Raw genomic sequence first — 24,142 nt, 5'->3', positions numbered from 1 at the left:
TCTCATCATGAAAAATATAAAACTAAATATAATCTTACTGATGGTACTTATCACTTGGTCATGCAGTGATAGCTTTGTTGATGTAGACTCAGAAGATACGAATTCAGAAGACTTTTTTAATTCTGAAAAAGATTATCAGGATGCCTTGGTTGCCGCTTACGATTATTTACAGGCAACAGCTAGAAATGTTCAGCTTGGTGAAATTGCTTCAGATAATACGTTGTGTGGTGGTGAAAGTGCTACCGATGTGATAGGTTTTCAGGAAATAGACGATATGATTCATACCCCTATTAATGCTAATTTAAGAGAAATCTGGACTTGGATGTATACGGGGGTGAATCGTGCAAATTACATTATGGAATTTCAGGATAAGTTAGATTTTCCTAATAAGACCAGTGTAATTGCGCAAACTAGATTTTTAAGAGCATATTATTATTTCGAACTGGTAAAATGGTTTGGAGATGTGCCTTTAGCCATCGATAAGCGTATTCAGTTTGGAGAACAATTTAATATCGATCGCGCGCCAGCATCAGATGTTTATGATTTGATTGAACAAGATTTAATCTTTGCATCTGCTAATCTGCCATATACACAAAGTGAAACCGGTCGCGTGACCAAAGGTGCTGCACAGGCTTTATTAGGTAAAGCGTACTTGTATCAAAATAAATTTTCTGAATCAGCAACGGTTTTGGAAGATTTGATAAACAATGGGCCGCATAGATTGTTGTCTTCAGAAGAAGCGCCGTTAATGTTTGAAAATGAATATGAAAACAATATTGAATCGGTATTTGAAATCCAGTATTCCGATGTTGATGGTGGTAGTTATGATTGTTTTCAGTGTTTGGAAGGGAATTATGCAGTTGGGTTTAATGGGGTTAGAAGTTATGATGGACCACTTTACGACTTCGGATATAGTTTTAATGTGCCAACTCAAGAGGTCGTTGATGCTTTCGAAGATGGAGATATTCGATTAGGCTATTCTATTTTAGATATAGAAGCCTGGGCAGAAGAAACAGGAGCGACTTATACGACAGGTTATGAGCATACTGGGTATTTCAATTTAAAGTATATCGCCAGAAAGGGAGATTTAAATCAACCAGATGCTGCGTTAACCAATCCTAATAATTATAGATCCATTCGTTTTGCCGATGTTTTATTAATGGCTGCTGAAGCTTTAAATAGGGGTAGTATTAGTGATACGCGTGCAGCCGAATATTTAAACATGGTTAGAATCAGAGCGACATTGGCTCCTGTAAATGTATCAGGGTCTAATTTAACCAATGCTATTTATAAGGAACGTCGTGTAGAATTGGTGGGAGAAGGGCATCGTTTCTTCGATTTAGTAAGAACAGGACGAGCAGCTCAAGAAATTGAAGGGTTTGTTTCTGGTAAACATGAGGTATTCCCAATACCAGTAGAGGAGATTGAATTGTCTGGAGGCAGATGGAACCAAAACCCAGGATACTAAAAAACGACATTATGAAAACATTAAAATATATATACAGTTTATGTCTAATGCTACTAATTGTTTTTAATTGTAGCGACGACGATAGCTTCGAGTATTTAGACGATATCGTGGCGCCTTCAGGTGTTACGGCAACCTTTCTTCCAGTGTTAGATGAAGCTAATGGAGATTTAGGTTTAATAACCATTACACCAAATGCCGTGGGAGCTTCATCGTATAATATCGATTTTGGTGATGGTACAACAGAAAAGGCAAAAGTAATGCAGGGGGAAAGTGTAGTACATAAATATGCCGAAAAACCTGAAGGTGAATTTTATACGGTAACTATTGAAGCTGTGGGATTGTCAGGATTAAAAACTTCGGCAACAGAAAATCTTGAGGTTGTATTTAAAGCACCAGAATTAAGTTGTGATATTGTTAATGCTTCCGATATTAAAATCTCAAATAATGAAGCCATTTCAAAACAAGTTGATGTTCAGGTAAGTGCAAAATACGGATTGAGTTATGAGGTGTATTTTGGGGAAGAAGGCAATGACGAACCTTTGGTAGCTAATATTGGTGACCCAGTATTCTATGTTTATCAGGAACCGGGAACTTATAGTATTAAAATTGTAGCTATGAGTGCTTCTTCTCAAACTACAGAATGTACTTTCGATTTTGAAGTCACCGAGATTTTACAACCTATAGAATCGGCTCCCACACCGCCTAATAGAGAAGACCAGGATGTGATTTCAATTTACAGTGCGAAATATAACGATGTGGCAGGGACTAATTATTTTCCAGACTGGGGACAAGCAGGTCAGGGTAGTGGATGGGCTACCTTTGATTTAAACGGTGATGAAATGTTACAATACATTAATCTAAGTTATCAGGGAATTGCTCTGGCCGACGGAACGACTGTTGATGTTTCAGGAATGAAATACTTACACCTTGATGTTTGGACGGCTTCTGAAGGTTTAAAAATAGAGACCTCTTTAATTAATAATGCTTCTGGAACAGTAACTGAAAAACCAGTTTGGCGCGATTTAACATCAGGTGAATGGACAAGTCTTGATATTCCAATTTCAGAATACACAGATCAAGGGCTTACGGTAACCGAAATATTTCAAATGAAATTTGTTGGAGATCCTTGGGCGACTGGCACGGTGTTTATTGATAATATCTATTTCTATAAACCTTCAACGGTAGCAGAAACACCAGAATATAATGCACCTACACCTACTCAAAATGCATCGAATGTGGTGTCTATTTACAGTGATGCTTACACAAGTGTTGGAATAAGTGAGTTAAATCCGAATTGGGGACAAACCACAACGTTGACAGAAGTGAACCTTAACGGAAATAATATCTGGTTGTATGAAGCTTTAAATTATACGGGCATCGTTACCGATTATGGAAATCCAACCAATCTGGCAAGTATGGATTATGTGCATTTCGATTATTTTACGCCAGACGCAGAAGCTTTAGGCTTAAAAATAGTAAATACTGTAGTTAATCAGGAAGATATTGTATTCGTTGATGAAATTGTTCGAGGTACCTGGGTAAGTGTAACCATTCCAATGTCTGAATTCAATATTGATGCTTCAGCGGTAACGCAACTGTTGTTTGATACGGCAGGAGGAAGTGCCAAAGTGTATATAGATAATCTTTATTTTTATTCAGATAGTACAAGTCAACCAGAAGTAACAGCCCCTGTGCCTACTATTGCTCAGGCCGATGTGGTTTCTATTTACAGCGATGCTTACACAGGAGTGACATTAAATGAGGTAAATCCAGGGTGGGGACAAACAACAACCTTGACTGATTACAGTGTTTCAGGTGATAATATATGGCTGTACGAATCTTTAAACTATTCTGGAATTGTAACCGATTATGGGAATCCTACAGATTTAACAGGAGTGAAATATCTGCATTTTGATTATTATACACCTGATGCTACGACCTTAGGGTTTAAAATAGTTAATACGACTTTCGATCCTGCAATGGAAGATATTGTGTTTTTGCCTAAAGTTATTACCGGAACTTGGATAAGCGTCACTATTCCGTTGTCAAAATACAATCTTGATTTTTCGAATATTACGCAGTTAATATGGGACACTTCTGGAGGCAGTTCAACGGTGTATGTCGACAATATTTATTTTCATAATTAAGAATAAAAAAACAGAAAGATGAAAACACTAAAATATATATTAATTCCGCTTTGTGCAGTTTTATTCTTTACGATGAGCTGTCAGGATGAAGATTTAGAAATAGGTGATATAATAACACCTACTAATATTCAGATGGATGTCGAGATTATTGGAGTAGATGCCAGTAATCCCAATGGTGATGGTACTGGTTTTGTGAAATTTTCCGCTAAAGCCGATAATGCCTTTACTTATATTTTCAATTTTGGAGACGATACCGATAACGTAGTTTCAACAGGAGAGGCAATACACCGTTTTACTCAAGTTGGCGTTAATGCTTATACCGTAACAGTGATTGCATCAGGTACAGGAGGCGCACAAAGTTCGAAGTCTATGATTGTAGAAGTCTATAGTTCGTTCGAAGACCAGGAGGCTAAAGATTTCTTAAGTGGAGGCCCTGGGACCAGTAAAACCTGGTATTGGGCAGCCGATAAGCCATCAAATATAGGTTTAGGCCCTAATGAAGTTTCAAGTGGAGGAGAACATAGATATCCGGCCTGGTTTCAGTCTAATGCCTGGCACCCTGATAAATTATGTATGTACGATGCCGAAATGGTCTTTACCCAGGCCGCTGATGGGACTTTAACTTTTGAACAAACTGTCGGGGATGCTTATGTTCCGGGCACCTATGCTGGTAATTTAGGTGTCACTGGTGATACGTGTCATGGTGCAGATGTAGTACCGTCTTTAGCTGGCGTTAAAAATGTGCAGCTTGTACCTTCTACATCTATTGCCACTATCGATCAAAATGACCCTGATAATGAACCTTATCGAGGAACAACCATTAATTTTTCAGATGGTGGTTTTATGAGCTGGTATGTGGGTAGTAGTAGTTTTGAAATCATAGAAATTACAGATAGCACGCTGGAAGTTCGGGTTACTGAACCCGGTTATGCCTGGTATTGCTTATTTCAAACAGAAAAACCAGTTCAACCGTAATTTGATATATAGCTATAGCAGGAGGTTATTTAATTAATCTCCTGCATTTAGAAAATTTCAAACAAAATATAATGATAAAAAAGATGCTTTATATTCTAAATATAGGCTTATGGCTGCTATTGTCTTGTTCAGGAGGTAGCGATGATTTAAGCCCACCAGATACCCCAAAAGATATTATACCTACTAATTTAACCTTAATGGTTGATGTTTTGGGAACAGACACTAATAATCCTAATGGAGATGGCTCTGGAGTAATTACTGTCTCGATACATGCAGATAATGCCGATTCCTATGGTTTTAAAGTAGAATCTCAACAGGAAGTTAAAAATACAACCGGTGTTTTTGAATATACATTTATTAATGAAGGCACTAATGAATATGTAATCACTGCATTTGCATATTCCAAAACAGGCCATGAGATTAGTACATTTAAAAAGGTGATGGTTTACGTGGCTTCAAATGATTTACAGTTAGTTTGGTCTGATGAATTTAATACAAATGGTGTTCCCGACGCTTCAAAATGGGGGTACGATATAGGTAATGGTTGTCCCGATATTTGTGGCTGGGGAAATGGCGAAAAACAATATTATACCAACCGTTCAGATAATGTGAAGGTTGAAAACGGTCTGTTGAAAATTATTGCTAAAAAGGAAGATTATCAGGGCTCGGCTTATACCTCCGCAAGATTATTGACTAAAGATAAATATGAGTTTACTTATGGACGAATCGACGTAAGAGCGAAGTTACCAAGCGGACAGGGAACATGGCCAGCCATTTGGATGCTAGGAGCCAACATTGATGAAGTTGGTTGGCCTGAGTGCGGTGAAATAGATATTATGGAACACTGGGGGCATAATGCAACTGTGGTTTCAAGTGCCACACATACCTTGTCTTGTTCCGGGGGTTGCGAAAATGTAAAAGTAGGAGAAACCACAGTGACCGACTACGCGACATCGTTTCACATATATTCCTTAATTTGGAACGAAGACGAACTACAGTTTTTGATTGATGGCGATTTAAAATACACTTATAATCCAGCCACTAAGAATGTGACTACCTGGCCGTATGATAAACCACAGTTTTTGATTTTAAATGTAGCACTTGGTGGAAGTTGGTTTACCATTGATCCCAACTTTACTGAGGCTGTTATGGAGATTGATTACGTAAAAGTATACCAATAATATGAAAACAAAACGCATATATAAGATACTTATATTGCTTTTCATTTTTAACAGTTCATGTAAAGAAAATGCAAAAGTAAATACTGAAATAAAAGCAGATGGTATTGAACAAAAAGTAACCAGTTTATTAGCTAAAATGACGTTGGAAGAAAAAATTGGCCAGATGAATCAGTACAACGGATTTTGGGATGTTACGGGTCCAACGCCGTCTTCGGGCGATGCTGCTAAAAAGTACGAGCATTTAAAGAAAGGTTACGTTGGCTCGATGTTAAATGTTCGCGGTGTAAAAGAGGTTAAAGCCGTTCAGAAAATAGCGGTTGAAGAAACCCGTTTAGGAATTCCGTTAATTATTGGTTTCGACGTGATTCACGGTTATGAAACTTTAAGTCCTATTCCATTAGCAGAAGCTGCTAGTTGGGATCTGAAAGCTATAAAAAAATCGGCTGAGGTGGCTGCAAAGGAAGCTGCAGCGGCAGGTATAAACTGGACATTTGCACCCATGGTTGATATTTCCAGAGATGCCCGTTGGGGACGTGTTATGGAAGGCGCAGGTGAAGATCCGTTTTTGGGTAGTAAAATAGCCGTAGCTCGTGTAGAAGGATTTCAAGGTGATGATTTATCATCTTCAGAAACCATTGCAGCCTGTGCCAAACATTGGGCGGGTTATGGTTTTTCAGAATCAGGAAGAGATTATAATACCGTCGATATAGGAACCTCGACATTGAATAACATCATTTTTCCACCGTTTAAGGCTGCAGCCGATGCCGGCGTGAAAACTTTTATGAATTCGTTTAATGAATTAAACGGTATTCCGGCAACTGGAAATGCTTTTTTGCAGCGTGACATTTTAAAAGGAAAATGGAATTATGATGGTTTTGTAGTTTCCGATTGGGGTTCAATAAATGAAATGATGGCACACGGTTTTGCTGAAGATAAAAAGGGAGCCGCAAGATTAGCAGTTACTGCCGGTTCCGATATGGATATGGAATCCTATGCCTATGTTGATGAATTAGCAAACCTTGTTAGAGAAGGGCAGGTAGATGAAGCTTTAATTGATGATGCGGTAAAGCGCATTCTAAGAGTAAAGTTTGAATTAGGACTGTTCGATGATCCTTACAAATATTGTGACAGCGAAACCGAAAAGGAAGTAATAGGTAGCAAAGAAATTAATGATGCTGTTTTAGATGTCGCTAAGAAATCAATTGTGCTTTTAAAGAATGAGAATCAGTTATTACCATTAAAGAAACGTGGTCAGAATATAGCTTTAATAGGAGCCTTGGCTGCCGATAAGACAAGTCCGCTAGGAAGCTGGCGCATTGCAGCGAAAGATAGTACTGCGGTTTCAGTTTTAGAAGGGATGCAGCAGTATTCAGAAAATAAACTAACGTATGCTAAAGGAGCCGATTTAGTTTATGGAGAAACTACTTTTGCAAAGGAATTAAATATTAATATGTCTGATAAAAGTGGGTTTTTAGAAGCTATCTCTGTTGCTAAAAATGCTGACGTTGTGGTCATGGTTCTAGGGGAGCATGGTTTTCAAAGTGGAGAGGCAAGAAGTAGAGTTGATTTAGATTTACCAGGTGTACAACAGGAATTATTAGAAGCTGTATATGCTGTAAACAAGAATATTGTTTTGGTATTAAACAATGGAAGACCATTGGCTATTACCTGGGCAGACAAACATATTCCGGCAATTGTAGAGGCTTGGCAGTTGGGAACACAGAGCGGTCACGCCATAGCACAGGTGTTGTATGGGGATTATAACCCAAGTGGAAAGTTACCTATGTCTTTCCCAAGACATGTGGGGCAGGTGCCAATTTATTACAATTATAAAAATACCGGGCGACCAGTTATTCCAGCACCAAACGAAGTGTTTTGGTCGCATTATACGGATGAAAGTAATAAACCTTTATATGCGTTTGGTCATGGGTTAAGTTATACTACATTTTCGTATTCTAATCTTAAAATCAGTAAAGTAAATGAAGAAGAGGTAAAAGTTTCGGTTGATATTACAAATACAGGAGATGTTCAGGGGAAGGAAGTTGTTCAACTCTATATAAGAGATTTAGTAGCTAGTATTACCCGACCTGTAAAAGAGTTAAAAGGATTTGAGTTAATAGACTTAGATCCTGATGAGAAAAAAACGATAAACTTTGTTTTAACTAAAAATGAATTAGGCTTCTTTGATAACTCTGGAGTGTTTGTTTTCGAGTCAGGTGATTTTAAAGTTTTTGTTGGTGGAAGTTCTGAAACTGTTTTAGAACAGGATTTTGAACTTTAATCTAGTTTAGTTGGTAAAAAGCCTTTCAAATTTTATTGAAAGGCTTTTTTTTATGTTCGAGCTTTTAAAAGTGTCAAATTTATTTGTGTTAGATTATTCAGCAAGAACATCAAAGCTTGCACCACTGGCAAAATCCTGGCCGTTATGTGAACTTTTTCCCGTTAAGCGAATGAAACGCGCCTTTATAGGAACTTTAAATACGATGCGTTTTGCTTTGCTATCACTTGAAAATTTACCAGTGTGTAATGGTTCGCCCCAGTTTTTTCCATCAAGACTAGTATGAATGGTATAATCTTTTATATTCCCATTATTACCTCCGTCCTGGCGCGGCATATACGAGAATCCTTTAATGGATTTAGCTTCACCACAATCAAAGTCCACCCAGTGCGGAAACTGTGCAACCGTAACCGAGTACATCGTGTGCCAGATAGTAGCAGGGTCACCATCAACTAAATTTTTGGCAGTATTACCGCTACCTGGTTCTTCACTACTAACGAATGCCACTGTGGTTTTAATGGTTTCAATTTTATTAAAGGTTATTGAAATTTCAGAATCTTTATTGTCTTTAAACCAGGCTTTCACAGTACCTCCAGTACGAAGGGGTATAGGTTCTATGTAGTTATGAGTCTTACCTCCATTTAAAGAATAACATATTTGGGAACTCTTATTTCTAGAAGAAAGGCTTACGGCTCCGGTAGTAGATCTTGTCATCCCAATAGGTACTTCTCCTGCAGGCGCAACATGAACTATACTATTTATATCCTCGCCAGCCGGACGAATAATAAATCCAAAGTCATATTGGTCGGCATAAACACGATCGTATGTTAAAGGCCCTCCTTGTCCGCAACTGGCACCTCCGAGACCAGATACTTTTACATCGAGATGGAGTGTGGTATCTCCAGTTTTAGGTAATTCGTATATATGAGCAGATGTCGCCATGGCCTGAGCAGTATAAGGCAATGCACTAACAGACATGCTGTTATTCGATATAAATACAGCACCTGTATTGTTGTTAGTCAAAGCACACCAGCGTGTTTCTTCGTGATTCCCCATATCCTGAGGTTTCGGAAAGTTTATAAATTCTTCGTTAACCGTGGTGTTATATTTTTCAATATTTTGAGACGTTTTACGATCGTTATAGTTACCAATAGGTCCGCGACCATAATAAGTGAAATTATTATATTTTTTTGGAATTGTCATAGAATACCCAAGTCGTGGTAGTACGAATTTGGGTTCATTGGAACTGATGTTGGATTGCAATTCTATAGAACCATCCTGATAAACCGTCCAAATTTGGTTTGTAATAAAACGAAAGTCATTTTCATCGAATTTACGATTTGTAAGTTTTTCAATACTTAAAACGTTACCACTTGTTCCACCATGCTCCCGAGCGGCATTTGGTGCTTGAGAAATAACTGTAAAAGCTAACGTAGCTGTACCATCTTCATTAGTTTTAATTTTAGAACTTATAGTTTTGTGTTTTAAATTATGAAGACCTTTTTCGTACCAACTTTGGTAGCCCCATGTATCGTTATTAACAAAGGCACGGAAAGCATCGAGTTTTGGACCATAGCCATCAGTAATAATTGTATTGCCATCATAGTTTAGTCCAAATAGCGACCCGTCAAGCATGTTGAATTTAGCAATGAATCCTTTTCCTTTTACAATTTTAATGTTGTTTTCAGAATCTATAATTTCAACATTTTCACCTCCCTCAGCTTTAGTCATTTTGGCAATGGAAGGAATGTCTGTTTTTGTTTTCAGTAAAAACTGATCCTCAGCCTGAACATAACTTTTTTTAGCCCATGGTTGATTTTCTTTCAGTGTAAACTGAAGTTTTATAAAGTATTCAGACTGAGTTTTAAAATCTGAAAAGTTATAAGGGATGGATATTGCGGATTTTGTTCTTGCATCCATTGGAGCAAGGATTAATTGACCATCTTCTATTTTTGAACCGTTTTCCCATAGAGACCATTCTAAATTATAATCTGAGAGTGATTTGAAATAATATTTATTGAAAACTTCGAATGTTCCATTTTTTAAATCCAAAGCCTTAACTCCAATGTTCTGATATACTTTTTTTACTTCAAAATATTGAGGTTTTGGGTCGCGTTCGGCAAAAAGGATTCCGTTCATCACAAACTGTCCGCTATTAGGTTTGTCTCCAAAGTCGCCACCATATGCTAGATATGAAGTACCATCAGCTTTATAATTGTATATGGCCTGGTCAATCCAGTCCCAAATAGCTCCTCCACAAAAGAAATTGGTAGATTCTATAGCTTCCCAATAATCAATTAAGTTACCGCAGGCATTACCCATAGAGTGGGCATATTCTGAAATGTGAAACGGATATTTAATTCCCATGGTGCCGGTAACCGCACTTTTCATCCAGCCAATTGAAGGGTATTGATTGGATCCCATATCGACAATGCTGTTGTTGCGTTCATACTGAACCGGTCGTGAGATATCAATTTGTTTTAAGGCATCGTAGGCATGTTCAAAATTTTTACCAGGCCCGGCTTCGTTACCAAGAGACCAAATAACAATGGAAGGGTGGTTTTTGTTTTGATGCGTCATTTCAACCACACGTCCAACATGGGCATTTTGCCACTCAGGTGGATGCGATAGTGATGCTTCGCCATAATAATACTGATGTGATTCAATGTTAGCTTCGTCCTCAAGATAAATTCCGTATTTATTACAAAGGTAGTACCAGTAAGGATCGGGAGGGTAGTGAGAGTTACGAACATGATTAATGTTAGCGCGCTTCATTAACATTACTTCTTGTTCCATTTGTTCACGAGAAAGTGTATGTCCCGTTTTAGGGTTTGTTTCATGTCGATTAACACCTTTAAGTTTTACTGTATTACCATTTATATAGTAGTAACGACCAGCTAAACCAAATTCGTCATCTTCTGCTGCCGTATCTTTAATTACCACTTCCCGGAATCCCGTATATGTAGAAATCGTTTCAACGACTTTACCTGTTTTATCTTTTAGCTGAGCTACAAGCGTATAGCGATAAGGTTTCTCAGCAGACCACAATTTTGGAGAGGTAATATGCATTATGGCGGAAGTATTTGCTTGTTCGTTTCCTTCTACAATAGGTATAGTTGCCCTTGCAATTGCGTCTTTAACATGGCTGTTTTCGTCAGAATAAAGTGTGTTTTCGAATAACGAATAGTCTACTTTGTAGCCTTTAGCTGTCTTTTTATTAAAGTTTCGAATATCAGCTGAAATCTTCAAGGAACCAGTTTTAAAGCTATCATCAAGTTCTGGAAGTACGAAAAGATCACGAATTTGAACTTTAGGTGTAGCATACAATTGTACAGTTCTGAATATTCCAGGCAGTCTGAACATATCTTGTGCTTCAAGGAAAGAACCATCAGAATTACGATACACTTCGGCAGCAATTATATTATTACCCTTTTTTATGTATTTACTAATATTAAATGCTGCGGCATTTCGGGAGTTTTTAGAGAAACCAATGTATTCGCCATTTATCCATAGGTAGAAGAAAGAGTCTACACCATCAAATTGAATAAAAATTTCGCGTCCATCCCAATGTTCAGGGATTTCAAAATTCCGACGATAAGAACCAACTTCATTGCGCGCATCATAGGTTACCCAGTCTTTGGCTGGCTCTCGCATAACGCCACCTCTCCAGTCATCTAAGGCGACAGTATGTTGAAAAATTACAGGCTGATTACAGTAAATAGGGGTTCCATATTTTTGTTTTCCATCTTTATTAAGTCCATAAATATTCCAGTTGGAAGGAACAGAAATATCATCCCAGTTACTAACATCAAACTGAGGTTTAAAGAACTCGATAGGACGTAAATCGGGGTGTTTTACCCAGTTAAATTTCCATGTACCGTCTAATGATTTCCAATATTCAGAATGTTCAGGTAAAACTTTACGAGCCGTATTAACTTCTTTAAAAGAGAAAAAAGTAGCACGAGGTTGTTCTTTATTATGAGCTATGTGAGAAGGTGATTCCCATTCTTTACCAGTTGGAGCTTCTCTGTCGCCATAAGTAAATCCTTTAAGTTGTGCCGAAGCTACATAACAATGTGCAACGAAACACAGCATTAATCCAAGAGCAGATTTTTTCATTAATTATTATATTTTCAAAATGATTAGTATAAAATTATAGTTGATTTCATTGCTGAAATAGTTCATCTAATGCGGCTTTTATAACCATGTAATTAACAAATATTATTTTTGCGGGATGAAGATAATAATAAATTGTGTTCGAGCACACTATTGTTTTGTTTATTTTTTATTCTCCAGTGAAATGGATGTATAGATGAAAAGAATTGGCTCTAATCTTAATTTTTAAGATTTAAAAATAAAACAACATTAAAAGGTTCTCAAATTTGTTTTTCTAAATATCTAAGAGGCTCTATTAATTGTGGTAAGTGAGCTAAACTGTTTAAGCTGACATGAAGTTTACTAAATAAAAAAGCCTTTCAGTTTTTATTGAAAGGCTTTTTTTTATTTTTATAAAATTGAATTTTTAATCTTCTAAGGTATTTAATATTTGCGCAAAATTAGCTTTAGTCGTTAAGACCTTATTTGTGACTTCAATATTTTTTAATTCGGTTTCAATAAGTTTGGCTTCTCTATAATTAATTAGAAATAAAGAGCCTTCCCCAAGTTCAAATTTCTTCTCTTCAGCTATAACCAATTGTTTGTAATCATTAACCAGATTTTGCACAATATCACTTTGTTTTTCGTATGATTCGATTTCCTGTTGTACTGCATTGATTTTGTTTAGTAAAGTGACTTTGGTTGACGATAAATTAAAATCGATATCCTGCAATTTTAGTTTCGTAAGTTTTAAATCAGCACGTTCTTTACGCAGAAACAGAGGCATACTAATATTTAGTCCGGCTTTATAGTTTTGCGTGTTTAAGGTGTTTAATTTTTCGTAATCGCTGGTTAAAAAGTTGTATTGTACATCTATTTTCGGAAGCAGATTATTATTGTTTAAACGTTTTTCAAAAATTAATTGTTGCCTTTGCAAAGCTAAAGCTTGTATTTTAGGATGATTTTCAAGAAGATCATCTGAAATTTCAAGGAGACTACTATTTAAAACTCTATCTGCTATAAATGGTGAATTTACATCGGGGATTAAGCTATAGTCAAGTTCAACAGGAGTATTATCTTCTAACCACAGGTAATTGGATAATTCCAGTTGAGATTTAATGTATTTAATACGCGATTTTTCAACATCCAGTGCTCTGTTTTTAAAATTGATGCTGGCTTCTAAAGTATCTACAGCAGGTTTGTCGCCTGCTTCAAAGCTGGTAATCACATTTTTTAAGCGTTCGTCAGCATTGGTTTGGTAATCGGTATAAACTTTAAATTCCTGATAGCATTTCAACCAGTTAAAATAGGTTTCAATGGCATTATAAAGTACCTCATTAGTAGTCAGACTTTGTTTGTTAAGACTAATATCTTTGTAAAGCTTGGCTTGTTTTAGGGTTGCCATACGTTCATTAGCTAAAAATCCTTTGGCTAACGACATGGAAACACCTGCACTGTACAGTCCGTCCTCAGGAACTTTTGATTCCGGATTGAGGTAGTAGCCTTCATTATTTTCGTAATTAGCTTTAAGTTCAATCCCGTACCAGGTAGGAATTTTAAAGGCAGCGTTTAACTTATCGTAATATTCAGTTCCTGTGAATTTCTTTTTACTATAATCGACTTCTATTTTAGGGTCGAAAGCACCACGTGCTTTAAGAAGTTTTATTTCTCCCTCGGAAGCGATTAGCTGTGCCTGTTTCACAATAGGATGGTATTGTTTTACATAACCTAAATACTCTTCCAGGCTAAAAATACTATCAGTTGATGTTTGCGCCTGAACTGAAAAGAACAAACCAAACATGCATAACAGAAGTGATAATGTTTTAAGTTTTGTAAAATGTATGTTTTTCAAAATCATTATGTAGAATTAAATGATTGGATTTATTTCTTTTCTTCACCTTTTTTAGAATCATCTTCACCTTCTGGAACATAAAAGTTAGGAGGGAAGCTGTTTATTTGTCGCCAGATTTCAAACCAAATAGGCACATCTTCTAAAAGTGTAATAGTTTGTGCCCCAGAACCAACACGTAAAGCTTCTGGCCACGGACCATAATCTGGATCTCTGTTTATTAGCACACGATACATACCATTTTTGCTGGCAAAGTTTTCGATAGCAACAATGGTTGCGCCATAAGTACCGTAAGAGACATTAGGCCAGCCACTAAATACGATTGCAGGCCAACCTTCAAATTGCACTTGCACGTGCTCTCCTTTATGTAAAAGAGGTAAATCTATTGGTCTAACCCACATTTCGACAGCTAATTCGTAGTTTGCCGGCATAATACCAACTAATGGTTCTCCTTCTTTAAAAGTTTCTCCAATTCCTGATTTTATGGCTTTATTGATATAACCATCCTGCGGAGCCGTTATATAAAGTAAACTGTTTCTTTTTTCGTAGTTAGCCAAACTGTTTTCTAATTTTGAAACTTGAGCCTCACTGTCTAAAGCACTCGATTCGGCAGTGTATAAATCACTTTGTGCTTTAGATAGTTTGTCGCCGTAAGTGGCCTTGATGGTTGAGATGTTCAGTTTGGTATTTATCACCTCGTTTTTTGACACCAGCCATTTGTTTTCCTGAGATACGTATTTGGCATTGGCTTCCTGAAGTTTATTTCGGTATTCTTCAACATCCTTAACAGCTTTTAACCCTTGCTCTTGTAACGATAAAGTACGCTCAAACTGAGTTTCGGCAATTTTGGCTTTGGTTTTAGCAGCTTCTAAATCAATGCTATCTGATTCTACTTTTAATTTAGACTGGATGTATTTGTTTTTAGCTTGCTCCAACTTTAACTGTTGCTCCTGTTGTAATGCTGCATACTGATTTTTCAACGCTTGAACTTTTGAACGGTATGCATCAACAGAAGCCGATTTTGCCTTAATCTGGTCACCTGTACGTTCGGTTAGTAAGTCGTCGAAATATTCACTTTTAATTTCCGATATTTTAAGAATGGTATCGCCTTGTTTAACAAAATCACCTTCCTGAACAAACCAAGAATCAATACGTCCCGGAATAGGCGATTGTAACGTTTGCGGACGTTGGTTAGGCTTTAGTGTAGTTACTAAACCTTTACTGGTTACATTCTGTGTCCAGGGTAAAAACAAAATGATAACAACCAATATGGTACTGATTAGCAAAACACGTCTAAACAGGTTATGCTGATTGGTATGTTGTGTTGCCTGACCTGATTTGTATTTGTTTAAATCAAGTAGTTCTGAAACTTTATTATGAGATATATTTAGCATAGTAATTACGAATTAATCATGTGACCATCTTCTAAAGTGATGTGCTTGTTGCACTTGTGTTTCCAGTAGTTAAGGTTACTAACTACAATAACACTCCAAGGATTGGATTTGTCGCATAAGTATTCAAATATTTTTTCAGATTCTTCAAAATTAAATTGCTTTAAAGGCTCTTCTAAAATTAAAACTTTAGGTTGTTTTAAAATGGCTCTTGCCAGTAGTAGTTTACTGGAAATAAAGTACGGAATCTGTTTTCCTTCTGGTTTTATTAAGGTGTTTAAACCGTGTTGTTGTCGCTTTAAAAAACTGGTTAGACCTACTTTTTCAAACACACTAAAAATGTCTTCGTCACTAATGTCACGATTTCCAAACGTCACATTTTCTCGAATGGTTCCTTCAAAAGGCGATTCTTCCGAAAGCACCATCCCTAAATGCGAACGGTATTTGTTAATGTGTAAACTTTCAATAGATAAGTTGTCGATATAAATATAACCATCGGTAGGGGCAACGACGCCTGAGATAAGCTGCAATAAACTTGATTTACCGGAACCACTTTCTCCTTGAATTAAAACACGATCACTTGGCTCTATAGTAAAAGAAATGCGTTCTAAAATTGGCTTGTTACGGTTGTAAACCCGATATCCAGCATTTTTAAGTTCTATAGTAAACGGTCTTGCATCAGATACTTCTTCTCCGAATTGATTTTCAATAGGTTTATCTACTACTTGACCTAATTTTTCAATAGCTGTAAGGACATCGTAAATAGATTCTAAACTTAAAATAAGTTTTTCAACTGAAGCAATAATTAAGATGATGATGATTTCGGCAGCAACAAACTGACCAATATTCATTTGTTGATGAAGTACTAAAGATCCTCCAACCAATAATAAACTTGCAGTTACAATAACCTTAAAACCAATCATTTGTTTAAACTGAAGCATTAAAACTTTAAAGTGACTTTCACGCCCGCTTACATAATCGAAAACTAAATCGTCGGTTTTGTCAAGAGCCAAACTGGTTTTTCCTGATAGTTTAAAGCTTATAACGGTACGGGCAATTTCTTCAAGCCAGTGCGCCATTTTATACTTGTATTTAGATTCTTTTAAACTGGTGTCCAAACCTTTTTTTGCGGTGTATTTAAATACGATAAAAATGAGTCCTAATAAAAGAATTCCGAATACAATAAAGAATGGATGATAAAATGATAACAGGATTAAGGCAAAGATAACCTGTAAAAAAGCTGATGGAATATCGATAAGTATTTTAGAAAGTCCCTTTTGAATACTCAAGGTATCGAAAAAACGATTGGCTAATTCGGGCAGGTAGTAATTGCGCATTTCGTCCATTTTAATTTTAGGAAATCTATAAGCTAAATCGAATGAAGCTCTTGTGAAAATACGCTGCTGTATACTTTCAATAATTCTAATTTGTATAAGTTTTAAGATACCTGTAAACGCCACGCCCGAGGTTACTAAAACCACTAAAACAATCCAGGAAGTAGAAACCTGTCCGCCCTGTAAAAGTGTAATAATAGCTTGAATTCCTAAGGGTAAGGTTAAAGCTAAAATCCCCTCAAAAATGGCAAAGTAAGCGACTCTGAATATGTCTTTTTTTTCAAGTTGAACAAGACCTAGAAAACGTTTCCAAGGTGATAAAACGTTGTTATTCTCCATGCTTTAGTGTATTAAATATTAAGTTGGTATAAAATTCGGTTACAGATGTTGTTTTATTACAGTTTGTAATACTTTTTATGTGCTGTTGAAAAAAGTGCTGATGTAAAGCGCCTTCAATTGTAGAACTGGCCAAACTAATCGAGTAAGTATAGTTTTTATTATATTCCTGAATAATTTCAGAAAATCTTGTCACAACACGTTTAAAGGGTTTAAAAAAGCCTTCTTCGTTTTCTGAGTCTACATCACAGGTTAAGTAGGCCTTAGCATTTTCACTAATAATGATTTTGTTTAGCACAACTTCGTTAATATGCTCAAAATTACTATCCTCTTCAGTAGTTCTGGTTAGTACCTCAATGCTTTTTTTAAGTTTTTCTTCAGGATGTTTTAATGCAAAAGTTTCTAAAACTAATTGATACTCAATCCAAACCCAGTACCACGAGGTTAAATACATGAGCAAATGATGTTTGCTTTCGAAATATCGATAAATAGAACTTTCGTTTGAATTAATTGCTACCCCAAGTTTTTTGAATGTGAAAAGTTCAAATCCTAATTCATCAATAAGCAAAATGCTATGTTTAATGATACGTTTACCCAAGTCTGAGGTTTCAGGGTCTTTAATGAAAATACCCTTAGGTACTTCTATTTTAAAGCTTTGTAGTAAATTAATCATAGTGTATAATTGTCTATCTCACAAATTTAATAGTAATACTTTTAAAATTGTGTTATTATATATTAAAAATATGTGAATATTTTTGTGGAATTGATAATTATAATCGGTAAAAATATTCGATATCTAAATTAATAATAAATTGGTAGAGAATGAATAAGAGTAAGGAATTTGACCCTGGAGGTATTGTATAAAAATCCGAGAGGATTTTCAGATTGTGAAATCAAGATAGCACGTTTGCGAGAATTTTCGAATGGAAATCAGAAGCGATGAGCTTTATATAGTGTTGTAGTAAGTTTATAATTTTTTTCTAATTAGAATAAAACTTAAAATTACGATAAGCCCTATTCCGATTATTAACAATCCGTATTTGAGTAATCCAGCCAGTAAAAATGTAACAAATCCATTATATCGTAATTTGCTTGATTTTTCAATTAATTCAGATATGATAATGGTATTTTCAAGTAAAAAGAAAAAGACAATACAAATCAGACTAAGGATGTAAAGTTTTATAATTTTTAAATTTATTTTATTTCGATTTAATGTCATCTTCCGTTTTGAAATTTCCGTCTGAGCCCGCTGAAATAATTAAAAATTTTGTTCCATTTTCGTTCACAAAATAATGATAAGGTCTATTCCAGGAATCTTTATTCCAATCTTGTCTCATTGGGTCATTTCCAATCAGTTCTTTTAAGTTAGTTGGATATTGCCCGTATTTTTCTTTCCATTTTTCCATTCTTGCAGTCATTTCCACAATTTCTTTTTCCGTTGTTTCAGGAAAAATGGATTTATGCTGATAAATAAAAAATATGAATGCACTTAAAAGTCCAATTACAAAAATAGAAATTACCACTATAGAGCTAGGTGGTAAAAAATATTTTTGAAAAGGTCTTTTTATTCCGTCTTCGTTCTCTTTTTTACTAATCCGTTTACGATGTTTATAATCTTCATGGATAAGTCCGAATTCAGCTAAAGTAGATAAGATTAATTCAATCATTCAGTTGATTTAGAGGTATGTGCTATAACGGTTTGTATATGGAAAGTTGCGGTTTTGTGTGCGAGGATTTTCCGTAGGAAAATCAGAAGTAGCAAAACAAGCAACCTCCATCGGTTTAACACCAAAATAGCAATTTTTACGGTGTTAGCACCAGTTTTTATTTTTCCGATTTATGACAACTAATTCCCCAAATGTTTAGTTTGTCTAAAGAATAGTCTATCTCAACCGTATTTTTATTAATAACTTTAAATTCATTTCCTTCTTTAAAGTTTGAGTCAAAAAGGTCATTTAAATTCAGTGTGTCTTTTTTTCGTTCCGCAAAGTTTAGCGATACAGTTTTCGCATTTACGCTCCAAGTTCCGTTCGAGTTTATTATGTCAGATTCAGGTTCCGCGTCTTGCATTGGTTCAGGATAAATGCTCATATAAAAATCAAAAGTTCCATTTGGAATTAAAGTTAGTTTTATAAGAGCCAAGTCATTATCTCCACTTAAATAAAAAACTGTGTCGTTAAGAACTAATTTTTCAGGTTGGATAATTTCCTTTTCAGTATTCAATTCCGCATTTTGAGGTTTTTCAGATTTCTTACTATGGCAAGAAAGAATTGTTAAAATTAAAACTAAAAATATTGGTTTTCTCATTGTAGTTCTCAAATTGTTGCTAACAATTGGATAAACACTATTGTGTTTATCCACATTATATTTATTATGATAAATATAAATATTATTCTTACAGATGAATGATCAAGGAGAAAATATTAAATAAATTTATAGGAATAGTTTAGCTTGAAGCGATAAAATTAAATTTTATCTAAACGATTGATAGGAGGTGAAACCTTTTAAAGAAAAAGTCCTATCGCTAAAGAAATTTAATAAAAAGAACTGTCAACTATATTGTCAACCAAAAATAAAAAAGCCCGTAAACATTACTGTTACGAGCTTTTGTTGCGGAGAAAGAGGGATTCGAACCCCCGGAGGTGTGACCCTCAACGGTTTTCAAGACCGCCGCATTCGACCACTCTGCCATTTCTCCTTGAGTGTCTCATCAGGTATTCCCTGATTGCGGGTGCAAATATAGAATCCTTTTTCAATTCTATCAAAGTTTTTTCGGCTTTTTTTCGACTTTTTTGTAAATAATTTTTAATCCATTCATTATGAGTAATTTTAAAAATAGTGATGTAAAATAAAAATGCAAACCTTACTTTTGTGTAACATAATATTGAAAAATGGATATCATAAAACAGCTCAAGTGGCGCTATGCCACTAAAAAGTTTGATGTAAATAAAAAATTATCGCCTGCCAAACTGGATACTTTAAAACAAGCTTTTAATCTTACAGCAACCTCATTCGGATTACAAACCATAAAACTACTTATTGTAGAAACCGAGAGTTTACGTCAGTCGTTATTGCCGCATGCGTACAATCAACGTCAGGTTACCGATGCTTCCCATCTTCTTGTTATTTGTATTCAGGAAAATGTTTTAGAGCACGACGTGGTTAACTATTACGAAAACATAAAGGATATTAGGAAAACGTCTGAAGATATTTTGAAACCTTATCGTGAAGACCTCATTAAAATGATGGGTAAAATGTCTGTCGAAGAACGCCAGCAGTGGTCAAAACATCAGGCATATATTGCATTAGGAAACTTAATGACTGTTTGTGCGGTTGAAAATATCGATTCCTGCCCAATGGAAGGCTTTAAAGCTTCAGAATACGATAAAATCTTAAGCCTTCAGGAAAAAGGCTTAAAATCGGTTTTATTACTTCCTGTAGGATACCGTTCAGACGACGATATGTTTTCAGACTTCGCTAAGGTTAGAAAACCGCTTGAAGAAGCAATCATAGAATTATAAAAAATACAATTAATGGCGTTACCCCAAAATACCTTTGGGGTCGGGCTTTCGGTAGTCGCTCTCTGCGAGGAGCTTCAACAAAACCTCAATCCCTAACGCAAAAACAAAAAAAATATGCCAGGATTTGAATTATTTGGAGATTTAGAACGTAAAGAAGTAAACGATGTTTTAGATAATGGTGTGCTTATGCGCTATGGTTTCGACGGTATGCGCAACGGACACTGGAAAGCCAAAAAATTAGAAAAAGAATTAGAAAATACGTTTAAAGCGAATCACGTTCAGCTGGTTTCAAGCGGAACAGCAGCCATTTCAGTTGCTTTAGCAGCCGCAGGAGTAGGTGCAGGAGACGAGGTTATTTTACCAACCTTTACGTTTGTTGCCAGTTTTGAAGCTGTTATGATACTGGGGGCAACCCCGATTTTAGTCGATATAGACGATACCTTAACCTTAAATCCAAAAGCAGTAGAAGCCGCTATTACTTCAAAAACTAAAGCCGTTATGGTTGTCCATATGTGTGGAAGTATGGGCGATTTAGAAGCTTTACAGACTGTTTGCGATAAGCATAATTTGATATTAGTTGAGGATGCTTGTCAGGCTATTGGCGGAACCTACAAAGGTAAAGCTTTAGGAAGCATTGGAGATTTAGGTTGTTTTTCATTCGACTTTGTAAAAACCATTACCTGTGGCGAAGGTGGAGCAGTTATTACCAATAATGAAAAATATTACCTGTATTCCGATCATTACAGCGATCATGGGCATGACCATGTTGGCAACGATAGGGGAGCAGAATCTCATCCTTTTTTAGGATATAATTTCAGAATTTCAGAATTACATGCTGCCGTTGGTTTAGGTCAGTTGAAACGTTTACCGGAGATTATAGAGACTCAAAAAAGGAACTTTAACATTCTACGAGAGGCTTTATCTGCAATTCCAGAAGTTACTTTTAGAACTGTTCCGGAAGGTGGAGAGGAAAGCTACGGCTTCTTAAATTTCTTTTTACCAAATTTAGAAGTGGCTCGTAAAGTTTCAGAAGGATTTAAAACCAATGGTGTTGATGCTTGTTTTCATTATTACGACAACAACTGGCATTATGTTCGCAAGTGGGAACATTTAAAAGAACTAAAATCTTTATATCCAATTTCGGAGGAAGTAAAAGCAGGATTAGCCTATTTAAAAGACGCAGAATTTACAGAATCTGATCATTTTATCGGGCGAAATATTTCGAGTTTAATCAAGTTATCATGGACTGAAGAGGAGGTAAAAGCCAGAGCTTCTAAAATGGTTCAGGTTATTCAAGAGGCCTTAAAATATTAGGCGTAACACATATTCGTGTTATATATCTTCTATCATTTGTTACATATCTTTTATACTCTTCATAGTTGAAATTTTAACTTTGGTTAAGCTATTAATCAATAAAACATTAAAGTTTCAATTATGAAGAGATTTTTTATTTATTTTTCTTTCTTATTATTCATTTTTCTTTATGTAGGATGTAAATCTAAAACCAAATCGGAAACAGAAATTACTGTTGAAGAAAAGGTTCCGGTAAAGCCCTATAACACTTATAAAGACGCCATTGTTTTTAAAACCTTATCTATGGAGTTTATAGGTCCGGATACGATTCTGTCTGGATGGAATACGTTTAAATACATGAATAGGGCCAATGAAACGCATTTTATATTATTGGATAAATACCCACAAGGAAAAACTGTTGAAGATGGTGAAAAGGAGATAATTCCTGTTTTCGATAAAGGCATGGATTTAATAAATGAAGGCAATGCCGAGGCTGGCTTTGCCGAATTTGGTAAACTTCCGGAATGGTTTCCTCAAATTGTATTTACAGGAGGTTCCGGATTAATTGCAGGAGGAGAAACGAGTATTACGACCTTGTATTTAGAACCCGGCTATTATGTGATGGAGTGTTATGTAAAAATGCCTAATGGTAAATTTCATAACGCAATAGGCATGATAAAAGAACTTATTGTAATTGATGAGGATTCAGGAAATATTGAGCCAAAGGAGGATGTTGAAATAGCAATTTCTAATGATGAAGGAATTGTTATTGCAGATAGTTTACCAAAAGGACAAACGGTATTTAAAGTGACGTTTAAAGATCAAAAATTACACGAAAATTTTGTACAAACCGATATACATTTGGCTGAAATATCTGATAGCGTAAATTTAGATGCTTTAGAAAGCTGGATGGATTGGGCCAATCCAAAAGGATTAATAACACCAGTTCCGGAAGGGGTTAAGTTTTTGGGAGGCATCCAGGAAATGCTAGCCGGAAAACATGGATATTTTACGGCCGATTTAAGACCCGGCCGTTATGTTTTAATATCGGAAGTTCCTGCTTCAAAAAGTAAAAACTTACTTAAAGTATTTAACGTATCTGATTAGTAGTTTACGTAATCTACAATTTCTAAACCGTAACCAACCATACCTATGCGCTTAGTTTGAGCACTGTTCGAGATTAAGCGCATTTTATGAATATCTAAGTCGTGTAGTATTTGGGCACCAATACCAAAGTCTCTCGCATCCATACTAATTCTTGGTGCCTTAGATACTGCATTAGGTTTTTGGTTTTCCTTTAAGAAACTCAATCGGCTTAAAATATCCATAGACTGTACTTCCTGATTGATAAAGATGATGGCACCTTTACCTTCATCATTAATTACGTTAAACATATTCTCTAATTGTTCATCAACGTTATTGGTTAATGTACCTAAGATATCGTTATTAATTAACGTTGAATTAATCCTGGTAAGTACGGCATCTTCTTCATTCCAGATGCCTTTAGTTAATGCTAAATGTATTTGATTATTAGTAGTTTGTTTGTAAGCTCTTAATCTGAAACTTCCAAAACGGGTTTCAATTTCAAAATCTTCTTTTTTCTCAATTAAAGAATCGTGTTGCATTCTGTATGCCACTAAATCTTCAATAGAAACGATTTTTAAATCCAGTTTTTTAGCCACTTCCATTAGTTGTGGTAAACGTGCCATGGTACCGTCTTCATTCATAATTTCAACGATAACACCAGCAGGTTGTAAGCCAGCCAGACGCGCAAAATCAATGGCAGCTTCGGTATGTCCGGTACGTCTTAAAACTCCCCCTTCTTTAGCAACTAAAGGGAAAATATGTCCAGGTCTTGCTAATTCAAATGGTTTAGTTGAAGGGTCTATTAAGGCTTTTATGGTTTTAGCTCTATCGCTTGCAGAAATCCCTGTTGTTACTCCATTACCACGTAAATCTACAGATACGGTAAAAGCGGTCTCCATATGATCGGTATTGTTGGTTACCATCATGTGTAAATCTAACTCTTTACAACGTTTTTCGGTAAGGGGCGCACAAATAAGTCCACGACCATGAGTTGCCATAAAGTTGATCATTTCTGGTGTTACTTTATCGGCAGCAGCTAAAAAATCACCTTCATTTTCACGGTTTTCATCATCAACAACAATAATCACTTTGCCATGTCTTATATCTTCAATGGCGTCTTGTATGCGATCTAATTTAAATTTTGGCGTTGTTATATTTGTTGTGCTATGTGTCATGGCTTCAAGTATC

At 35.8% G+C, this 24,142-nt stretch carries 16 protein-coding genes and 1 tRNA gene; 8 read left to right on the top strand and 9 right to left on the bottom strand.

Going from position 1 to position 24,142, the window contains the following annotated elements; translation table 11 throughout:
• The first annotated feature begins 7 nt into the window (after nt 1-7).
• The 5 genes from NO995_RS09185 (at nt 8) to bglX (ending at nt 8,052) form a co-directional block, all read left to right on the top strand.
• On the top strand, nt 8-1,468 hold the full coding sequence (locus NO995_RS09185) for a RagB/SusD family nutrient uptake outer membrane protein (protein WP_258227239.1): 1,461 nt from the start codon (nt 8-10) through the stop codon (nt 1,466-1,468).
• An 11-nt stretch (nt 1,469-1,479) separates the two neighbouring features.
• A complete protein-coding gene (locus tag NO995_RS09180) occupies nt 1,480-3,615 on the top strand; it encodes a hypothetical protein (protein WP_258227238.1) in 2,136 nt (711 codons plus the stop codon).
• Between the two features lie 18 nt (nt 3,616-3,633).
• The gene (locus NO995_RS09175) at nt 3,634-4,590 is read left to right on the top strand and encodes a PKD domain-containing protein (RefSeq protein WP_258227237.1); all 957 of its coding nucleotides are present in this window, start codon (nt 3,634-3,636) and stop codon (nt 4,588-4,590) included.
• 71 nt (nt 4,591-4,661) lie between these two features.
• Nucleotides 4,662-5,771, top strand: coding sequence for a glycoside hydrolase family 16 protein (locus NO995_RS09170; RefSeq protein WP_258227236.1), 1,110 nt, complete (start codon nt 4,662-4,664; stop codon nt 5,769-5,771).
• Between the two features lies 1 nt (nt 5,772).
• Complete coding sequence (gene bglX, locus NO995_RS09165; protein WP_258227235.1) at nt 5,773-8,052, top strand: beta-glucosidase BglX; 2,280 nt, start codon at nt 5,773-5,775, stop codon at nt 8,050-8,052.
• Between the two features lie 93 nt (nt 8,053-8,145).
• On the opposite strand, the gene NO995_RS09160 is transcribed toward bglX, so the two are convergent.
• The 8 genes from NO995_RS09160 to NO995_RS09125 all read right to left on the bottom strand — a co-directional run bounded on the left by NO995_RS09160 (nt 8,146) and on the right by NO995_RS09125 (nt 19,752).
• Nucleotides 8,146-12,168 carry a glycoside hydrolase family 2 TIM barrel-domain containing protein gene (locus NO995_RS09160; RefSeq protein WP_258227234.1) on the bottom strand — a complete coding sequence of 1,341 codons (4,023 nt, stop codon included), beginning with the start codon at nt 12,166-12,168 and terminating at the stop codon, nt 8,146-8,148.
• 403 nt (nt 12,169-12,571) lie between these two features.
• Complete coding sequence (locus NO995_RS09155; protein WP_258227233.1) at nt 12,572-13,996, bottom strand: TolC family protein; 1,425 nt, start codon at nt 13,994-13,996, stop codon at nt 12,572-12,574.
• 29 nt (nt 13,997-14,025) lie between these two features.
• Nucleotides 14,026-15,387, bottom strand: coding sequence for an HlyD family secretion protein (locus NO995_RS09150; protein WP_258227232.1), 1,362 nt, complete (start codon nt 15,385-15,387; stop codon nt 14,026-14,028).
• A gap of 5 nt (nt 15,388-15,392) precedes the next feature.
• Entirely contained in the window at nt 15,393-17,057 is a 1,665-nt protein-coding gene (locus tag NO995_RS09145; protein WP_258227231.1) for a peptidase domain-containing ABC transporter, read from the bottom strand.
• On the bottom strand, nt 17,047-17,727 hold the full coding sequence (locus NO995_RS09140) for a TetR/AcrR family transcriptional regulator (RefSeq protein ID WP_240574343.1): 681 nt from the start codon (nt 17,725-17,727) through the stop codon (nt 17,047-17,049). Before NO995_RS09140 ends, NO995_RS09145 begins: the two co-directional genes overlap by 11 nt.
• Before the next feature lie 526 nt (nt 17,728-18,253).
• Nucleotides 18,254-18,721 (bottom strand): type II secretion system protein GspG, encoded by a 468-nt coding sequence (locus NO995_RS09135; protein WP_258227230.1) that lies wholly within the window; start codon nt 18,719-18,721, stop codon nt 18,254-18,256.
• 157 nt (nt 18,722-18,878) lie between these two features.
• Nucleotides 18,879-19,361: a hypothetical protein gene (locus NO995_RS09130; protein ID WP_258227229.1), complete on the bottom strand. Its 483-nt coding sequence runs from the start codon at nt 19,359-19,361 to the stop codon at nt 18,879-18,881.
• A 306-nt stretch (nt 19,362-19,667) separates the two neighbouring features.
• Nucleotides 19,668-19,752, bottom strand: a tRNA-Ser gene (locus tag NO995_RS09125).
• A 193-nt stretch (nt 19,753-19,945) separates the two neighbouring features.
• Here NO995_RS09125 and NO995_RS09120 point away from each other — a divergent pair.
• The 3 genes from NO995_RS09120 (at nt 19,946) to NO995_RS09110 (ending at nt 22,975) form a co-directional block, all read left to right on the top strand.
• Nucleotides 19,946-20,575, top strand: a complete 630-nt coding sequence (locus tag NO995_RS09120; protein ID WP_258227228.1) for an NAD(P)H-dependent oxidoreductase — start codon at nt 19,946-19,948, stop codon at nt 20,573-20,575.
• Nucleotides 20,576-20,689: 114 nt separating this feature from the next.
• A complete protein-coding gene (locus NO995_RS09115) occupies nt 20,690-21,889 on the top strand; it encodes a DegT/DnrJ/EryC1/StrS aminotransferase family protein (RefSeq protein WP_258227227.1) in 1,200 nt (399 codons plus the stop codon).
• Nucleotides 21,890-22,009: 120 nt separating this feature from the next.
• Nucleotides 22,010-22,975 carry a hypothetical protein gene (locus tag NO995_RS09110; RefSeq protein WP_258227226.1) on the top strand — a complete coding sequence of 322 codons (966 nt, stop codon included), beginning with the start codon at nt 22,010-22,012 and terminating at the stop codon, nt 22,973-22,975.
• Here NO995_RS09110 and ribB read toward each other — a convergent pair.
• Entirely contained in the window at nt 22,972-24,129 is a 1,158-nt protein-coding gene (gene ribB / locus NO995_RS09105; protein WP_258227600.1) for a 3,4-dihydroxy-2-butanone-4-phosphate synthase, read from the bottom strand. The two genes, NO995_RS09110 and ribB, sit on opposite strands and share 4 nt — an antisense overlap.
• Nucleotides 24,130-24,142 lie beyond the last annotated feature (13 nt).

This window comes from Aestuariibaculum sp. M13 (assembly GCF_024723255.1).
Lineage (GTDB): Bacteria > Bacteroidota > Bacteroidia > Flavobacteriales > Flavobacteriaceae > Aestuariibaculum > Aestuariibaculum lutulentum.
Note: the sequence above shows the minus strand (reverse complement) of the source record. Positions and strands in the feature narration are given on the sequence as shown.